Source organism: Candidatus Clostridium eludens (assembly GCF_045310515.1).
Classification (GTDB): Bacteria; Bacillota; Clostridia; order Clostridiales; family Clostridiaceae; genus Clostridium_B; species Clostridium_B eludens.
Genome location: NZ_JBJHZX010000002.1, coordinates 192019 through 211682 on the forward strand (window position 1 = coordinate 192019; position 19664 = coordinate 211682).

Annotated in this window: 17 protein-coding genes; all 17 read right to left on the minus strand. The window is 28.5% G+C overall.

Annotation, left to right across the window (positions count from 1 at the left end; translation table 11 throughout):
- Window positions 1-106 precede the first annotated feature (106 nt).
- Window positions 107-430 carry a hypothetical protein gene (locus tag ACJDU8_RS02365; RefSeq protein ID WP_406790540.1) on the minus strand — a complete coding sequence of 108 codons (324 nt, stop codon included), beginning with the start codon at window positions 428-430 and terminating at the stop codon, window positions 107-109.
- Window positions 431-534: 104 nt separating this feature from the next.
- On the minus strand, window positions 535-1146 hold the full coding sequence (locus tag ACJDU8_RS02370; RefSeq protein WP_406790541.1) for a hypothetical protein: 612 nt from the start codon (window positions 1144-1146) through the stop codon (window positions 535-537).
- Window positions 1147-1348: 202 nt separating this feature from the next.
- A complete protein-coding gene (locus ACJDU8_RS02375) occupies window positions 1349-1498 on the minus strand; it encodes a hypothetical protein (RefSeq protein WP_406790542.1) in 150 nt (49 codons plus the stop codon).
- A 62-nt stretch (window positions 1499-1560) separates the two neighbouring features.
- Entirely contained in the window at window positions 1561-6942 is a 5382-nt protein-coding gene (locus tag ACJDU8_RS02380; protein WP_406790543.1) for a phage tail domain-containing protein, read from the minus strand.
- A 195-nt stretch (window positions 6943-7137) separates the two neighbouring features.
- Window positions 7138-7371: a hypothetical protein gene (locus ACJDU8_RS02385; RefSeq protein ID WP_406790544.1), complete on the minus strand. Its 234-nt coding sequence runs from the start codon at window positions 7369-7371 to the stop codon at window positions 7138-7140.
- A 377-nt stretch (window positions 7372-7748) separates the two neighbouring features.
- Window positions 7749-8156: a PBECR3 domain-containing polyvalent protein gene (locus ACJDU8_RS02390; protein WP_406790545.1), complete on the minus strand. Its 408-nt coding sequence runs from the start codon at window positions 8154-8156 to the stop codon at window positions 7749-7751.
- Between the two features lie 158 nt (window positions 8157-8314).
- Window positions 8315-8890, minus strand: a complete 576-nt coding sequence (locus tag ACJDU8_RS02395; protein ID WP_406790546.1) for a recombinase family protein — start codon at window positions 8888-8890, stop codon at window positions 8315-8317.
- Window positions 8891-9175: 285 nt separating this feature from the next.
- Window positions 9176-10795 carry an HD domain-containing protein gene (locus ACJDU8_RS02400; RefSeq protein WP_406790547.1) on the minus strand — a complete coding sequence of 540 codons (1620 nt, stop codon included), beginning with the start codon at window positions 10793-10795 and terminating at the stop codon, window positions 9176-9178.
- A 2-nt stretch (window positions 10796-10797) separates the two neighbouring features.
- Window positions 10798-11163: a hypothetical protein gene (locus ACJDU8_RS02405; protein WP_406790548.1), complete on the minus strand. Its 366-nt coding sequence runs from the start codon at window positions 11161-11163 to the stop codon at window positions 10798-10800.
- 587 nt (window positions 11164-11750) lie between these two features.
- Window positions 11751-12005 (minus strand): extracellular matrix/biofilm biosynthesis regulator RemA family protein, encoded by a 255-nt coding sequence (locus tag ACJDU8_RS02410; RefSeq protein ID WP_406790549.1) that lies wholly within the window; start codon window positions 12003-12005, stop codon window positions 11751-11753.
- A 26-nt stretch (window positions 12006-12031) separates the two neighbouring features.
- Window positions 12032-12946 carry a hypothetical protein gene (locus ACJDU8_RS02415; RefSeq protein ID WP_406790550.1) on the minus strand — a complete coding sequence of 305 codons (915 nt, stop codon included), beginning with the start codon at window positions 12944-12946 and terminating at the stop codon, window positions 12032-12034.
- A 399-nt stretch (window positions 12947-13345) separates the two neighbouring features.
- Window positions 13346-13591 (minus strand): hypothetical protein, encoded by a 246-nt coding sequence (locus ACJDU8_RS02420; RefSeq protein WP_406790551.1) that lies wholly within the window; start codon window positions 13589-13591, stop codon window positions 13346-13348.
- Window positions 13592-13604: 13 nt separating this feature from the next.
- Entirely contained in the window at window positions 13605-13790 is a 186-nt protein-coding gene (locus ACJDU8_RS02425; RefSeq protein ID WP_406790552.1) for a helix-turn-helix domain-containing protein, read from the minus strand.
- 194 nt (window positions 13791-13984) lie between these two features.
- Window positions 13985-16660, minus strand: coding sequence for a hypothetical protein (locus ACJDU8_RS02430; RefSeq protein ID WP_406790553.1), 2676 nt, complete (start codon window positions 16658-16660; stop codon window positions 13985-13987).
- A gap of 411 nt (window positions 16661-17071) precedes the next feature.
- A complete protein-coding gene (locus tag ACJDU8_RS02435; protein WP_406790554.1) occupies window positions 17072-18964 on the minus strand; it encodes a hypothetical protein in 1893 nt (630 codons plus the stop codon).
- A gap of 16 nt (window positions 18965-18980) precedes the next feature.
- Complete coding sequence (locus tag ACJDU8_RS02440; protein WP_406790555.1) at window positions 18981-19178, minus strand: hypothetical protein; 198 nt, start codon at window positions 19176-19178, stop codon at window positions 18981-18983.
- 36 nt (window positions 19179-19214) lie between these two features.
- Window positions 19215-19664 (minus strand): hypothetical protein, encoded by a 450-nt coding sequence (locus ACJDU8_RS02445; protein ID WP_406790556.1) that lies wholly within the window; start codon window positions 19662-19664, stop codon window positions 19215-19217.

Consider the following 19664-nt stretch of genomic DNA (forward strand, 5'->3'; position numbering starts at 1 on the left):
ATATTAATTTTCTAGTTAACGATTCAGTGATAATATATCAATATTTAAGTATATTATCCATTTATAATTTGAGGAATAAATACGCTGTTAATATCTTCATATAACGTTATAAGACTGCTATCTGTGGCATTTGAGGTATAATGAAATTCTTTTCCATTACAATAGTACTATTAAGTACTTCAACATCCAATTGTTCCATTTGTAATCTAACAGTAATAATATTCTCTCTTTTTTTACCGTATTTACTAAGAAGCTTTTTTTCTAATTTAAATACAAAAACTTGTGTATCACCCTCATTACCACGCCATTTGGGATAAAATTTTCTAATACATTCTTCTCTAAAAGTTTTAATTAAATTATTAATCAACATCTTAATCTTATCATCAGTTGTTTTATATTTATCATCACAAAAAAAATTCTTGTATTTCATATAAATCACCTACCTTATGTAAATTATATTTTATAATTACAACACAACTTATATGAAAATTATAACATATTTTTCACATTTTTGACGTTTTAATGCTAAATATCCTATAAACTTATCTTTATTCTAAACTTTTTAGGAATTTCCCTTGCATTTGCAATTTTATTGTATACATAGCTTAACGCATCTAGATTACCTATAAACACCTTCTTACCAATTTCTTGTCCTTGTGAAACAAATAAATAATCTAAGACATTATTCTTAAATCCTCGTTTAACATCTTTATCAAACATCTTTTCTATTAAAATATACATATCAGTGGCTTGTTGACTAGGTATAAAAATTTCCTTTGTCCCTATATTCTTACTTTCAGTTAATTTCTTATAAAAATATTTAAAAGATTCTACTAACCCTTTTACAAAATTTCCCTCTATGTGACAATCCGACATGTAATCAAATAAGTATACTATTCCTTCAAAAACTTTATTTTTATAAGAAAAGAATATATTTTCATCCTCACTACATATCTTCCTCCCATATCTGACTTCTGTTAACTCCCAATCTATTTCATAAGTAATTCTATCAAAAACTCCAAATATACCTATCAGTTTTTCCCTTAAATCATCTTCTACAATTATTGAAATATTTTTATTCATATCCTCTTCATGTTCTTTCCATATTTCTTCCCATGTTTTTTCTAATTCTTCGTTATTTATCATTTTATCGTCTCCTTTAAAATTTATTTTTTATACATAAAATTTTTTTATAAATATAAAAAAGTACAATGCCTGTTTCAAGCTTGTACTTTTACATATTTTACATAATAACCATTATATTATAAATATCTATTCGCAATATGTCTTTATCATTTTCACTATCTCTGAATCTGCTGGAATTCTAGTATCATCTTTATCAGATTTTTTAATTGTCCTTTTGTCCCTTTAATTCTTCTCTTAACTGTCTCCATGTTTTGCCAGGTGCTTTGCTTTTTCTCATTTCTTGCATTTCAACCAATGATTCTTCTAATGATTCTAATGGAGTACAATATCTTTCTATACGTGTATCATTCATATAACATCACACCTTTTTCTTTTATATTTTACCCTAAAAGAGAAAAGACTTTTTAGTTATTATTAAATATAATACTTTTCTCTATAAGCAAATGTTATTATAAAATTACCTTTCTTAACTCTCAACATTACGCCATCCAATGGTATCCTTAGCCAATTATTATTAAAATTCTTATATCTGTCCTTTCCTAAGCTACTTACTATAGTTTCATCTTCACAACTCATGGTTATTACTTCTCCAGTTTGTAACCCATCTAATCCTCCAGTAAGCTTCTTACCTGACAATCTTCCATTTACACAGGTAGTATTTAACGGTATATTTCCGGCTTCTCCTATTGTAGCATATTCAATATTTAAACCCGTTTCATCATCTGTACCATCGTCATTCTTCATATAACTTGCTACCACTTCAGGTTGATTAGTTGTAATTTTTGATTTTAATTTAGCTATGCAAGTTTCAATAGTTGGGTCTTCTCCATCTATTAATGTATTATTATCCCACTTAGCTATAGATTTTTCTCTTGTTAAATAATCATCTAAATTAACTAAACTACCATTGTCTACACCAGTACCAGTGTTATTTATTATATATGGCGTTTGTATTTGTTGATTTACATTAGCCAAACATATTATATTATTGTATTTTTCACCACACATCTTATGTGTCACAGTAAGTTTTGTACTTGTATAACTAACATCATACTGGTCTTTATTGTATCTATCTTTTTCATCATTCTGTTTTAATATTGTCTCAGCCAAAGCTTTTATTGCATTATCCTGGGTACAATCCTCTCCTCCTTCTAAAGATGAAGTTAAGAATCTATTTTTAGAATCTAGCTTATCTATAAGACTAACAGGAATATTACCTTTACTTCCATATTCAATTGCTTGAAACTGTATTTCATTATCAGAATAAATTTGTGCTAATACTATTGAATGTTTAAAAGTATATTGACTGTATTCAACACCATAAGTTCCGGTATTATTTACAGCCTTTACTATATCTATCATAGTTTGTAATTTAGTATCACCTATTTTAATTTGGTAGGAATCACTAAATAAATAGTCTTCAGCAGTTCTCGTATCATATAACTTGTATAAATCAGTTATTTCAATTTCTTTTATATAATACAAAGTGCGTATATCTTCTTCGAATTCTATATACACCCTATTTCTGCTTAATTGCTTAATAGATTTTACAATATGATATTCAATCCTTATATTTTCATCTATATTACTAGATGTAGAAGATTGACTTCCTTCATCCCCACTAATGCTATCTGTCTTTATTATAGTATTATTATCTGCATTATCTATAGTAATTTTTAACTTTACTATATCACCTGCTTCAACTCCACTTACTTTTAAACTAGAAGCATAATCTTTTATCAACTTTTCTGTTTCATATCTATCGGCTCCACCTATTCTTTTGGCCTTACCTATATTTATAGACGGGATTCCTGTTACAGTTGTAGTAGTTCCACTTGTTGTTACTGTATCAGAAGCTGAAACTCCTCCCAAAACTAAATCTTCTTCTTTATATGGAATTGCCATTTTTTCAGATGTACTCATTAAACCAACATTTACAAAAGTATATCCCATATCTCCTAAATAACGAATTCCGTTATAATAATCTGCCCCAGTACCATATATACATGCATCAGTAGGAACTTTATATTTTACTGTAATACCATTTAATGCTAAATTCCCTTCATATCCTTCGCCTAATGAATCACCACTTTGAGCTTGCTTTATTAAATTAGCCCAGTCTTGCATAGCTTTTTTAGTTCCTATACGTCCTTGGTCATCCCCTGAACCTTGAAGCCTTCGTGCCGGATAGAAAACTATACCTCTAGGAATACCAGAGATTCTTTCTATTCTTGTATCGTTAGGATCATCAGCTTGAGGTGGTGTTGTTTTTAAATTTCCGTTAGCATCAAAATCTGAAGATTTACTCCCGGCAAGCTCTCCACCTATAACCAGATCACCATCATGAAATACAATTGCAGATTTTTGGCTGTATGTCATGTTAGTTGTATCCACTATTTCATATCCGAGTGGCTGTAAAATATCTTTTGCGTTTAAGAAATCATCTTTATTAGGATTACTTTCGCCATCACTTGCCCGGCCTGCATAAACCTTAGCCCCTTGAGGAACAGTATTGGGAACCAACATATTTGAATCCACCGTAAAATCTATTTTATCTAACCGATCCTCATATAAATCAATAGTATCTCCAGCAGTTTGGTCTACTATTTTTTTAGGTATATCAGTGGCTAATAATGCATCACTATCTAGTGCAATCGTATTATCTAAATCTATTGAAACATGTTCATTTTGAGATTTAGTTGTAAATGTTACTATTTTCGTATCCTTAAAATATAATTGACCTTGCAACCACGCACTATTTTTTATCTCATCAGCCCATTCTTGCATTCTTTGTTTCGTTTCAATTCTATCTTTTCCACATATTACGTGCGCACCATAAGTTGTGATATTATGCGGAATAGATATTACTGTTACTCCTGTTTTTATGTTTCCAGGGCTATCAAAATCAGTACTTGCATAACCTGCATCTTGTCCAATTATTATATCTGTATTTGTAAAAACGACTATATTTCCATCTTTATCAACTATAGTATTACCTTGTACCGTATAAGAATCATTCGTTTTTATTACTTCGAACCCCATATTTTGGAAGATATTCACTGCGTTATCGTAATCCCCTAAATTTCCATTTGTATCTGGTGGAGCATAAGAAGCAAAAACTCTTGGTTTATTAGTAGTCTTAACATTTGGAGTTATATAAATAGAATAGCTTTCATCTGCACCCCAAACTGTATTAGGTGAAAATCTAATTCCTTCACCGGCAAGGCCTATTTGAGGTGTAAAGTTAGTAAATTTATTGCCATATCCATCTAAGATATATATATTGTCTGTTGTAACGGTACTTTCATCAATAGTTTTATCAAAGTCGTATACTATAACTTTGTCGGTATTTACCAAATTATAATCATTATGTAATAAATTCAAATCTCCTGTTTCAACAACACTAGTTTCAACATTATTTGTTGAGGAATTATATCCTTCAGCATATTCTTGTGTCATAGTTATAATCTTGTATTTTTTAGGAGATTCAATGTTTGAACCATCAGCATAAGTTACAGCTCCCGATACATATAAGTAATAAACTGTATTATAACTTAAAGAATTTACTGGTGTTATCAATAATATGTTGGAAGTATTGGTATTGTAATCTATTTCTGCATATATTGGAATATTGCTTCCACTTTCATTTTCTAGGACTACTGTATTTCCAGCATTGATATACTCACTACTTAATTTTTTATCAAATACTATCTTCAATGATTTATCAATAAATGCATTGGTTATTAAAGTAAAAGAATCATCATCAATTACTGTTTCATTCAAATCTGATTCTATAGAAAAAGAAATTATTTTTGTAGCTGATAATATATTATTACCATCTGTATCTTTTACCCCTGTAATATAAAGTTTATAGCTTTCCCCATATTCATATCTGGTTTTTGGATTTACACTAATTGTTTTTCCACCATCTATTAAATTTATATTTATATTTTCATGTATACCACTTCCGTTTTTTATTACATAAACAGTGCTATCAGTTACTGTTGAGCTGTCTATTTTCTTTGATGAATAAATATTGAAGACTTTTACAGTGCTTATTCCCATATAGTTATTTGTTTCAATTGTACTATCTTCTTTCATAGTATGGAACTTTATTTTCCTAATTTGTTTAAAAGTATTTCCTTTAATATCTTTTACACTTTTCGAAACATATAAGTAATAATCTGTATCATAAGCATAAGCAGTTTTTGGAGTAGAACCTATGACTTTCTTATCGCTTGATATGTCAAATGTTTGTTGTATTTGATTTCCCTCTGTATCTCGTACTTGAATTGTATCATTATTAACTGTAGATTCATTTACCTGGTCATCAAATGTTATTACAAGCCTTCCATTTACAGAAAGATTATCAATTTCCTGCTGGTAATCTTCTCCAGACTCACCATCCCATAAACACATCAAAAAGTCTTTATCGATGTACTTCATCATTCGAATTCCTAAATCGCTAGAATTTCTTGTAATATTTCTCAGTAAACATTGAGAAATGTTTTTTGTACTTTTTGTACTTATATTTACATTATCATTAACTAAAGCACTCCTGTCAGTATTTACTAAATAATTTATTTCACTACCATCTGTCAATAGATGGTCGGTCATTTTCACTATAAGTTCATTTGTTCCAGAAATACAGGTATATTTTGTATCTCCTACAGAAATTTTTTGATTAGGTAATAAATTACTATTTAAATATAAAATACCTTCAGCACGCTTTACATAATTCGATATATCAACTGGTATATTGGTGGATGAACATAAGTTATTTGAATCATATTCAAAGCACATATCGCCAATAGTCACCGTTGATCCATCATCGACCCAACTATTTTTATTAAAAACTAAAGTATTGTGTGCCTTTGTAGCTGTTACAGGCACCAAAATATTAGATGTTTCAAGCTTATTGTATGGCTTCCCATAACCCAAATCGAATTCGTAAGTTCCTTTATTTCCCAAAATGAATTTTTCTCCATAATAAACAGTTCCAAGAAGCTGAAAAAATCCTGAAGCCTTTTTGCCTTCATAGAATTCAAACACAGGAAAATTAGAAAAATCTGTAACAGGAATAGTATAGCTTCTTTGAAACCCATCATTAGCTTCACTATTTCCTCCAAGTGCAGAGTCATCAATTTTTTGACCTATTATTTTTATACCTTGATTATAAATATCGCTTCCCGGAACTTGCCCTACTTGTATTTTTATTTGAGGTAGAATATTCCAATCAGCGTGATTAAAGAAATATATTTTACTTCCTGTATCATTAGTATCATACTCATCTACTTGTTCTGATTCACTAACTTCATAATCATAATTACCTTTTTCTAATGAATAGCAATAAGGACTTTGGGTTTCAAAATTCACTGTGCAAAAACCCTCTTTTAACCCAAAATGATTTAGATTACTGGCTCCTACCATTGTTGCCATGTAAATTCGTTTGGGCTTGGTCAAATCATACATATCATCTATCATAATACAATCCTCTTCAAACCATAATTCTTTATAGCCATTTTTATCAGATAACCACCTTATAACTTCTCTCTGTTTAGCATTATTCATTATAACATCGTCACTAAATGCTAGTTCTAATTCAAAAGTTTTTCCTTCTTCCTGTATATTTTGAAAATAAGCCCTGTCCCTTCCTTTAATTCTTGTTTTGTTTAAAGTTCTATTTGCTATAAAAGGTTCTTGTAACATTCCATTGGTATCTACATTAACATTTATAATTCCAATATCATCACTATTTATTCCATTATAGTGAAACCTCAAACTGCTTTTTATCATTTATATCAAATCTCCTTCTCATTAATAATTTTTTTGCAATAAAAAAGTATGCAATCTTTTAGCATACTTTGTAATCACAATTTATAAAAAACCAAAATTTAAACTGGTATTCTTTTTAATATATTTATATCGACTTCGTGTTTTCCAGCCATTTCCTTTAAAACTTCAATACTTTCTTTAATTTCCGAAACATCTTTAGAGACATTCTTTAATGCACCTGCTAATAAATTTAGTTTTATCCTCTATCAACGCATTTGTATTTTTAGAACAAAATTCTGTTTGTTGTTTATGGGCTGTTTGCACTTCTGTAATAATATCTATCTCTCTTTCTATTGATTCAAGTTTAATGGAATTTTTTTTAACCTCATTTTTAAGATTTGTTTGCCCTTCTAAAAGCTGTTGTAATATATTTTGTAGTTCTTTATCCATTATATTGCACCTCTCTTCACTATAAATTAGTTTATTACTGTATATATTAATGTATATCTATATGTCTATCCCTAAAAAATAGACGTGGTGTGTAGTTTGAACAGTGCAGCCGATTTGTTCAAATTCAAAGTCATTTAAAAATGGAAATGTACCCCCACCATATCAGTCATAAGTCAATTAATTCTTTGAATTATAAAAGCACCTTCCATCAAGAAGATGCTCTAAAAACCGGATTATTTAGTGGGAAGGCGTACCCCACATCTCTTTTAAAGACCTATTTCTAGGTGCGATAGCTGCCTGTTCTATCCTCAAATAATCCTATTTATAATCTATTCGTTTCCTATTTAAATTATACATAAAAATAATTATCCAGTCAATTATTTCTTGAATTTTTTTGCTGTTCCAGATTTTATATATAGATCTAATTTAGCCTGTGTTATTGGAAATACAGATTTAACCCATAAATCCCCGTAAGGCTTTATTCTTACTGCAACAAGTACTATTGAATCAATCTTCTTTATATATTCAATACTTTTTCCATTAGGATGCATTGCAATATAATCAGGATTCTTTATTATATCTGGAGTAGCCTCGACACATTTTTTATATTCTTTAATATTTTTAAACTTATATGCATGTTTTTTAGTATATAAAATTTTATCATTACTAAAATATATTTTTCTTTTTGATATTTTTAAATCAAATTGACTTATAACATCATCACCTAATATCCCAACATCATAATTTTTTTTAGTAATATTATCAATATCAAATCTTTCTGCCATTATGTTTCCCCTAGAATTATTTACTATATTATAATCACCTACATTATATCATTGTTGCAACTAATCTTAAACAAAATAATAAAATTTATTCACACACATAATTGGCATTTTTTAATTTTGTTACACTTATACTAATTCAAATTATTTGTAAATAGTTACTATTTCGCCACTTCGAATTGTTTAACTAATTTATAAAAAGTTGTTTTCTTCAAATCTAATATTTTCATAACATCTACTGCTTTAATACTATGACATCTCCACATTTTGTAATATTTATCCCACTGCTTGGGATATTCTATTGCTTTACGTCCTTTATATTTTCCCCCTTTCTTGGCTTCCAATATACCTTCCATTTGACGCTCTTTAATATAATCTCTCTCCAATTGTGCTACAGCTCCAAATACTGTTAACATAAAAATTCCTGTTGGTGTGGTTGTATCTATTGATTCTTTAAGGGATACAAATATAACGCCTTTACTATTCAATTGGTCTATCAAAGCAAGTAAATCTTTTGTATTTCTTGCAAACCTACTTATACTATCAACTATCAGTTTATCGCCACTTTTAAGAGCTGCCATTAAGTTATTTAATACTGGTCTATCAGTTATATTTTTACCAGAGGCTTTTTCAATATAAACATTCGCTAGAGGGATACTATGTTCCTTTGCTTTTATTTCTTGCCTTATTGTATTCTGTTCTCTCGAACTAACTCTTATGTAAAAATATGTTTTCATACCGCCACCTCATTAACATTATATATACTGATTATACCAAATCGTTCGTTTGAAGTCAATTATATTTACGGACGATTTTGTTGAACTTTAAGCATGTAATCAAGCCATTTGTGAGATAGTGAGTTCAAGTATGTTTGTTGTATACCCTAAATGAACTATAGGTAAAAATCACACAATGCATTATACTATTATATATAATATATTAATAAATATAAAAGTAAAAAAGATTCTAAAATAACTTAGAATCTTTTAATCCATTCAATGACAAAGATGTTTAGCTCAAATCTACAATAAAAATTCCATAAATAATTTTTTGCAAATCTCAGCATTATCAATATCTGAGTCTTCACTATTTTTTCTCTTATAAAACAGATAGAAGAAATTATTACGCTCTTTTTCTTTTGCATTTAATGAAGAAGCTATATCCCCAAACTTAGCTATCTTTTCACTACAGGCTGTTTTAAACATAATATTGATAGCCGAAAAGTCTGGTTTACTAAATCCACTGTTGAACTGTGATGCCATTAAAATAATAAAGTTGTATTCTATATTTTTTTGTTCTGAATACTCTTTTAAACAATTCATTATTTTTAGAATATCCTTCTTCTGTCTTTTTTGAACATTTTTAGTCATTTCATCTAATTCAATAGTTTCTAACTCTTTTAATTCGTTCTTAATTTTTTTAATAAGTTTATCATCTATTACCCATGAATCTGTACTTTTAATCAAATAATTTGCCGTAGCTTCCATAGCCTTTTCAAACTCAATTAGTAATTCTCCCCCCTTAGTAAATCCTAAGAAGAACGCCTTATATTCTGCCTCTGACTTCCAAATCGGATGTCTTCTATTCTTTCGTTCAAAATATTCTTCACTTAATTCATTAGAATAAATATTCTTCATGAGATAAATAATATCATCATCACACATTAATTTTACTTTTATATTATTATCAAAACTTTGCCCACTCTTACTTAAACACTCTAATGAGAATAACTTTTTATCTCCCGAATCTATTTTTGAACTTAAATATGACATTACATGTTGCAAAATATATGCTTCATATAATACTACAGGATGATTTTGAATCCATTTACGTTCTGAATCATGAGCATAAACAACATTTTCAATTACACTGATTGCATTTTTATAATATCCTAGTTCAAATTGTCCATCTACTTTTGAAACTGTCAAAGATGATAATAAACGTTCATAATCAATACTTACTGTATCGAATCCTGTAATATATGCATCCCTAATTAAATAATCTAATTTATCTACATCAATAACTTTTGAATTTAATAACGATATAAAACAATTTTTCAAACTATTTTCTTCATTAATTTGAGAGAATTTATATCCCGTAATACATCTTACAAAAAATTCTCTTTCACTAGGTTCTATAAAAAAATCAGGATATTCTTTTAGACCAACAATAGCACTTATTATCTCATGTGGAGCTGCTGCTGCACTTTTTTGTTTCGGAACATCTTGCAAAAATTTTTCACAATCCACCACTTCTGCCAACTTATTATGTAATAAAAAATATCCTTTGTCATTATCTAAGTAAAATCCCTCACCAGTATGTGAAAAAGGAGCATGTCCCACATCATGAAGTAAACATGCAAGTAAGAACACCTCACCAATTCTCTCTAACTTCAACTCACTCTTAAACTTATGGATAATTTCTTTTTTTAATTTTTTGAATGCTATCTCTCCAAGATGGTATACACCTATTGAATGAACAAATCTATTATGTACCGCTGACGAATAAAGTGGAGAATAACTTGTCTGAATTATCCTCCTTAGCCTTTGAAAAACCGATATATCAACAATATTACTTATATATTTTGTGGGAATATCAATATACCCATAAATAGGGTCTTTTAATCTTTTGACTTCACTCATTTTTAGGATACTAAGACTTGAACCGACTTTTCATCTATAAAAGCTTTCAAAACATCCAAAGCAAGATATCCCCTAAATTGTTCAATTAAATCTTCAATTTTTTTATTTTCTTTTAATGCAATACCTTTGATACCTCTTTCCTCTCGTTCCTCAAAATACTCAGAATAATTTCTAAATAACTCATTTGTACTTTCTCTTGATAAAATTAGTATAGCCTTTTCTCCATTTCTATTTAAAAATTGAATTACTCTGGAACCATAATTTTCGATTTCATTATAAGTTAAAAAACGTTTTTTACCTTTTTTTAATGTTTCAATTAATGCATTAGCCGCTAAATCTTCAATACCGATATAAAAACACACTCTCACATCATCCTCCCAATTTTATATTTAAAAATATTATTTTTTCGCAACAAATCAACCAAAAAATATTTTTAAGTAATCTTATAATTTTAACATTTCTTTCAATTCTTTTCAATATTAGATTTTCTCAATATATTTTATGCTTCTTCAACCTTATTGATTCCTAAACTTGATGTTTTCTTTAATTTTTCTTATATAATTACCAAAAAATTTATTTAAATTTTTAAGTAAAAAGCATTGTATATATTTTTTTCTTTTATTATATCAAATCATCAAATACGATTACATAGTTTTTTTTATATACTTCAATATATTTTTACACAATATATTTCTATGAAATGCTTTTATGAATTAGATTAAATAGTAAGAGTATGATACATATTCAATAGTTCAACCTTCCGTTGATTTTTTCATAAGTTAACGTAAGCTTCATCATATTATTTTATATTTACTGCCACATATCATATGTACACAAACAAGTGCATATCTATTCAGAATATTCAATTATGCGTTTTTTAACAATTTTATGTAGCCAAATGTGATTAAAACACTCAAAACTCACTTTTTATTCCCTCTCACACCTACCCTTCCACCTAAGCTCCTACCTCATTGGCTTCTTTTAGTATCCTCCTTACAAGCGTTTTTGTATTTACACTACTCAGTACTATAATACCACTTTTTAACAATATTACACTTCTTCTATTTCTACCTTTAGTGATATCTACTAACATTTCTCTTTTTTTTGCTTCTGCTATTCTTCTTTTAATACTTACCCCATCCACAGATAATATTAATTGTATTTCTTCTGCAACTACTAGATTGTTAAACCCTATATCTATTATCTTCATAAAATTTCCTCACTCCTCTCTATATGTCAACTAACTTTACTTTTAGAGTATATAATTTTATCCTTGCCCGTAACAGCAAAATTGAATAATTTCTCATTATCAGTGCAAAGCCCTTCATCTTCTGTTATGGGATTCTTATTTAAATTTCTAAATATCTTATCATATCTTTTAAACTCACCAAAACCGTCCGTAGGTAGTGATAAATCTATTCCAAATAAATCACTTAATTCAACCAGTTCTATATCTGTTTCAAGCTTGCCATCTATATTTATTTCAATTTTTGAATCCAGCCTATACTTGTTCTTTAGTACCTCAAAATCCCTCTTCCTATTCCTGGCCACATGAAATTCCATAAGTTCAATCAACTCTTCATACCCTAATAACTTTAGATATTCACGTTGCTTAGGACGAAAATCCCATCTCCATACATCAAATGCTGTGTATAATCCATCTATACAGCATAAAACCATTTTCTGTTCCTCTATCCACTTACTAACATCTATGTTGTAAAGGCTCATGATCTGGATTAATGTGCTTCCACTGAATTTATCATAATAGTTTACATTAGTAATGTTATAGATATCATTTATGTTGGTAGAGTTTTTATTTTTATCTGGTATATCCTCACTTGATAACATAGTTACGTGATTATCAAATCCAGGACACATACTTTCACTAGCAAAATCCACACAGATCAAATTGTTATCTATACCTTCATCCACTTTATACACCTGCTGGCATTCAGTTTTATTTCCTTTAGAATCCATATAATATTGATTAAAATCAACAAAATACTTAACTTTAAAGCCAAATAAATGCTTTAAAACTATACAACTTGCCCATGAATCTAAATCATCTGTCATAAGTAAGTCATATTTGCTATTCTCTAATTTTTCAAACTTACACCAATCCGGAAATTTATTTTTTAGTTCTTTCGACATTATATTTTTTTGCATAAAAATGATGTAGCTATTATTACTACACCAAACACCTGTCTATTGCCTATTATGTTTTGTATTTATAATTAAGCATTTTTAATCTCCTTCTATCTACTTATTTTTATGTATTATTTTAATTTTAAGTATTTCCACTGAAGTCCCAACGATTTATTGTAATCAATATGTACATGCTAACTCTCATCCCTAAGAATTGCAAACACCTATCAGTCCACAATTTACAAGGTAGGCATATTATTAATAGCTACCATCTACCCACTTCCTTCCTTGTTATAAATTTTTCTTGTAATTTCATAAATTTTCTCCTTTCATTCTCTCGTTTTCTCCCTCATTCTTTCATTTGCTGCGTATTTCAAGCTGATAAAATCCATGTTTTATCTACGATTATGAGGACACGGTAAGCTTCTCTATACCCTCGTAAGCCAGTAAATACCTATCCTCGTTTTCTAAATGTAGTATCATTTCATTTGCATATATTTCTCCAAAAATAATTTCTTTTAAATCTACTTTATTTTCATTTTCGTCATATATAATGTGTTCATCAGTAACATTAAAGTTGTGACCATACAACCTGCCATCTTCATCCTGTAGATTGTAGATTATTTTTTCTATTTTGTTTTCATTACCCATATTGGTTTTCCTCCTAAACCGTTTTATTTATTAAATCTTCAATTAGTTTCAGTTTTTTATCCGATAGTAAACGTTTACCTTTTAAAAATAAACAAATAGTTGTATCCGATAACCCAACTTTTTCTGCAATAAAATTGTTTCTTACTCCTCTTTCCCTTAAATAATTTTTTAACCTTTCTTTTACATTTTCGTTTGTCATAAATTTGCCTCACTCTCCCTCATTATATTTTTATAATTAAATCAAACCATATTATTGGATGATAGTAATTTCTATCCCCTATTATCCAAACTTCGGCAAAATTAATTTCGTAAGAAGTTTATTATTTTTTTGACGAAAAAATTTTTTAAGCGTGAAAATAAAAATATGGAGAGTATCTAAACCCTCCTACTAAGCTATTCTTGAGCTTTCACCCCTTTATATTTCTTACCAAATAAAACAACATCTCCATCTTCATCCTCTTTTAAGACTTCTATTTTATTAGATAAAATTTTAAAAGAATCAACAACTACCTGCGTTTGAGCTTTATATAAGCATCCTAATAATAACATTCCATATCTTTTTATTTCTTCATCTTCTTTTGTCTTGATTTTTGCTTCTTCCTTATAAATTCTTTTAAGTAAAGCCATCACTGTAGCTGTAGTTACTTTCATTTTCCTGATTTTATCTATTACTTCATTCTTCAAATTCTTTATAATTATATTCTTTCCATCCTCTTCCGATAACCTAACTTTGTCTATTTCTGTATCTAGATTTTTTACCAATTGTTTTATAGCACTTATTTGATGTCTATTAGCATCCTTTTTCTTATCATTTTCAAATAGCACATCCTTTATAGGTATCGTTTTAGTATGTTTGGCATGAGGTAACTTGTCCAGAATATCTTCTACATAATCCATTCCTGTATCGAATTTCCTAAAATAATATTCTTTGCCTTCCGCACAATATTTAAAAAAATATGGTTTCACCATTTTATCCTTAATTTCTGTTTTACCTTTAATCTTACCTTTTTTAGAATTAGTTTTCTTAATTTTAACTTCAGTTCCTTCTGTTTTAAGAATGTATTCTCCCTTGTATTTTATTAAACTTATACTATTTAAAATATCATCTATACTTTCACCTAAGTCTACCATCTTTTTTGCCTTATCTATTTCCGTTCCACTCAAACTGGACAGTAAAGAGATATTTTTATATAGGATGTCCAACAATTCCTTATCTCCAGCATTTTTCTTGGTCTCCCAATAGTAACTATTTAGAATCTGTGATAGATTCACAATTCTGCCTATAACATTGTTAGCTATTATATTATCTATTTCTGCCATTTCTATTTCATTGTATGGTCTTTTTTTAATCTGTGATACAATATTATTTATTGGAGTAACATCATTTTCTACTTCCTTAGCTCTCTTTTTTATAATAGGATGATCGGTCAACAGCACTGTGTCACTATCAAGGTCACATCCCTGAAGCCTGTCAAATATATCATTATCAGCAGAATTAATTATTACAATATTCTTTGTAAAATTAAAATACTTGAATTCTTTCTTATATATATTTTTAGCTATAAGTACATTTCCACTGCAAATATTGGGATTTCTAAAACCAACTAATTCTTCGCCATTTTTATAAGCACTACAATATATCTCTTTGCCTTTATGTAAAGTATTTTCTTCAGTTATTTCTACTCCTATTGAATGCAGAAGTAATTCATACGGATTCCCACATAGTACAGCATAATCAGTATTTGGTATTTTGATTTTTCCTTTTCTTAACACATTCTTATACTTATTAACAGTATCATTTTTAAAGTTTTTGTACATTTTTGTGTATTGTATATTATCATTAATTGCAAGCAAATTCGAAATCATATCTCGGCTATAGCTTATATTGTTTAGCGAAATATGTTTTCTAAAGACTCGAATATCATTTTTTAGCTGCATTATATAATCTAATTCATCCTTCATAATTTCTTCTATATCCTCTTTAAAAAGCGGCATCGAATTAATCATCTGGTACGATAACTGATTATAATTGTAATAATGGCTAGATTTCTCACTTTTACACACTCCAAATCTATTATCTATATGATTTAGCCAATATTCATAGCATTCTTTGTCACCTTTAAATTTATAGCTGAATTTAAGCCATTTCAAGCTGTTTGGAGTTGTAATCAATTTTATTTTTGAAACATCATATTCCCTGCCAAACATATCTTTAATTTTAGCATCTTTTATTTTATCTTTATTGTCTTCAAAAAATTGTTGAATGTTTGTATTAAATGCACAGCTCTTGAAAAACGAGTGTCTTAATAGCATCATACCTTTTCCATTTTTAAACAAACTGCTATCTAACAAAGATTCTCCATCAAATATATCATTGCTTCTAACCATTTCTTCAGTTCTAGTTTCCAACTTACCATTACTCAAAAATGTTCTACTTGCTATAGTAGTAAAACTCTTTTTTATATCATTAACAATAAAAATAGACTCCACAGGTATGGTTACTACATCTTCTATCCCACTGAGAGTCAGAGCTTCATAAGCCTTCATGCTTGCTAAATCACACTCTTCATTTTCTTCCCACTTCAGTCCTAGCCATGTTTTTTCCATCATCGTATTATACATATCTTCCTTAATAAATAAAACAGAACCATTTCTTGCTTTACTACTGCTTCTTTTATATAAAACGTATTTTATACCATCAACTACAAATCCATTTTTATATGATTCTTTTCTTACTTCCTTTATTGTTTTAACAGTTTTTGTCTTTACATAACCATCTTCATCCAGCTTTTTCTCACCATTTTCATCTACCTCAGCCTCTTTCAAACTGCCACTAAAAGTAACATTAATTAGTGTTTTTGTAAATTGCACGTCATTTTCACTTTTTTCTATAGAGCCATTAAATTCTTCTTCCAACATTATAGATTCTAAAGAATATGGTAAACTCCCAGTAAATAATCGAATAAGTTTCTTTCCTTCTGTTTTATATCCTTGTTCTTTGTCTTTTTCCATAGCTTTCAGAATATATTTAGCTTCTAAATTCATTATGTAAATGTTAGTATCTCTCATAGTCCCTCCAAACTTTATTTATTTTGTGTAATTACCATTATTAATTATTGTACATATGTTCTTTTCTTTTACCACCATCTCTATAGCATAAGGGTTAGTACGTCACTATCGTTCCTACTATCCCTATAATATGCTACAGACCTATGCGAAAAGAAAAGAATCAAAAGAAACGCATGATTATATTTTGTTTTACTTCTATACAACTCATCCTATCTTAATCTGAAAAGGGGGGTTTTTTTAACATCAAAAACATTTTATTTTTCTAATAAAAAAATCAAATTATATGCCTTTAAGGGTCTCCAAGGTCTATATATATTATATAATAAAGAGATGGGAGACCCTTAAGCAATAAAAATCATCATTAAATTAAATAATATTAATGATTTTTGTGATTCAAAAAATCCCCCCATTTTAAAAATTCACCATCACGATATCATTTTTAAATTTAACTCCTAGCTCTTTCTTATTAATCTTATTTTTGATATCCCTTGAAAAATGTGTATTATCTATACCCAATACCTCATAGAATAATTTCTTATGGACTTCATAATAGTTTTTCTTACCTCTTTTAACAGCCTTCTTTTTTTTACCTGTTTTTTCATCAACAATTCTATACTCACTATAGGCTCCTTCACGAATTTTATCTATTATAAAATAAAACTTATCAGTAAGTTTCATTTTGGGATTGTCTTTATCTGGAATCACTTTTATATTTAATAGTTCCTTTTGTATTTGCTTTATAACCTCTAAATTGTTATGATAAATATGAAAATTTCCAACAGGTTGTTTTATCCTGCATATTCGCTTACAAGCTTGGTATAGTGAAGATATCTCATCACTTAGCAATAAGCTATCAAGAATGCCATCCTCAAAACCAAAAGTATTATTTCCTCTGTATTTGCCACAGGTCATATTAATACCATAAGGATTGTCTATTTTTTCATAATACATATACATCAAAACATATATGGGGAAAGCGAATCGGTGAGTATGAACGATAAAACACTCTTCATATTCAGCATACTTATCTACTCCCCTCATGTTTAAAAAATTAAGAAAACCATATTCTTTAAAATACTCTTTAAATTCATCATCTAAAAATCTTTTATCTAAAGCATCACACTCAGCTTTATATGTTATTATTAATACCTTACTACCTTTTCTAGCTTTTTTCTTAATGTCATCAACAATAAATTTTCTCCATTCTGTTAATTGGTTGTTATCGCTACTTTTCTTCTTAGCACTTTTAGATGTATTCATGTTATACCAAATAAGACGGCACCTTGAGTGGTCTATAATTCTTTTAGATTTAACAACGTCAAATATTTTACCTATTGTATATAATGTATTGAAATTGGCTGAAGCATCTAATATTACATTATTATCTAACATTAGAAATTTAAAGTCAAAATTACAACTGTATAATGTTTTATCCCAGTACAATACTCTGTCAAATGCTATATTTTTATATAATATATTTATTTTTTCAATCTCTTCAATAATGTCATTTTTAGTAATATCCGTTTTATTGTCTACGTTGTAATCATTTATAATCTCATTATCAATAGAAGTAATTAAATCTATGAGCTTACTGTATTCTTCACCTGTAAATATATTCCCTGTACCTAATTCTTCAGCCACAATAATTTTATTTTTTAAATCCTCTCTGCCTTCATAAAATTTTATAGTTCTCTTTGGTTGTTCACATAACTTTTCAAATAAGTCCAATATTTTAACATGATCAATAAATTCAATTAGTTTTAATATATTTTTATATGTATAATCACTATAGCTACACAGGTTATTTATTACTGCATTTATTTCTTCATCAATTATTAGAAAGTTAAAATTTTCTTTGACATACTTCTGATAACCTTTATGGAACTCATTCTTTGGAAGGCATAGATGTAAATAAGTTGCATGAGATACTATTAATACTTGTTTCTTAGCACATTCATAGAAGTCATTACTGGCTATTGCACTAGGTTTACTTTGAGATGGACTATAATGCACGGCCATGTTATCTCCTGCTTCTCGATTTATCAGTTCTGCTACCCTACTGCACTCCTCTAATGTATGTGTAGTAAATACGTATTTTATTTGACTTCCACCTTTAATAGCTTTAGCTATGGCATAAGCAGTTCCTATTGTTTTTCCACGTGAAGTTTCAAGACTAAAAACCTTGAATTTATATTTACTACGAAGTGCAATAAATGGGTTTGATATATAATTCACCATTTCCATTAAATCTTTATCTTTTTTGTTTATTATCTCTTCTAATTTTTCTGTTTTATTCGTTACCAATAATTTACCTCCTAACTCATTGTTTTAGGAAGTATTCAGCAACAGCTTGCCTTACTGCTGCTGAGTTATTGAATATATATACATTATAATTAGGATTTAAATCATCCACATCTTCTCTCTTCATCTTAAAGCCTTTATCTGTTAAATATTTGCACAATCTTTTAGTCTTAGCTACAAATACATCTCCCTTAATAATTATCTTTTTTCTTCCCATAACTTCCTCCATTCACATACTTCATTTTTATTAGTTCTAAATAGACAACTCTAAGAGCTTTAAATGTCGTGCCCTTGACACAGTTTCTATTCCTTCATTTTTTATTTCTGTTACTTCGTTTTCCTGCCAGAAGGAATCTAGCAATCCAAACTTATGTATAAAAGATTTCGACATACATATTTCCCTTATAATATAAAACGCATCCTCATTTGTTATGTTATCTATTTTAATGTACAAACTTTTAGCTATTAAACATAATCTTTTTATCCGTTCATCCTTATGGGTATGGTGTATGTATATGCTTTGTAATATGTTTATCAAATATTCTTTAGCAGAACCTTGCATTTTTTCTTCTCTTTCTTTTATATATGAGTACTCCTCTTCTACAGTAACATCTATAAGAAACATAAGTTCCTCTTCCGTTAGTTTTATAATTTCTTTATTCCAACCTCTTATTACAAACTCCCTTTCTTTTGCATTTTCCAC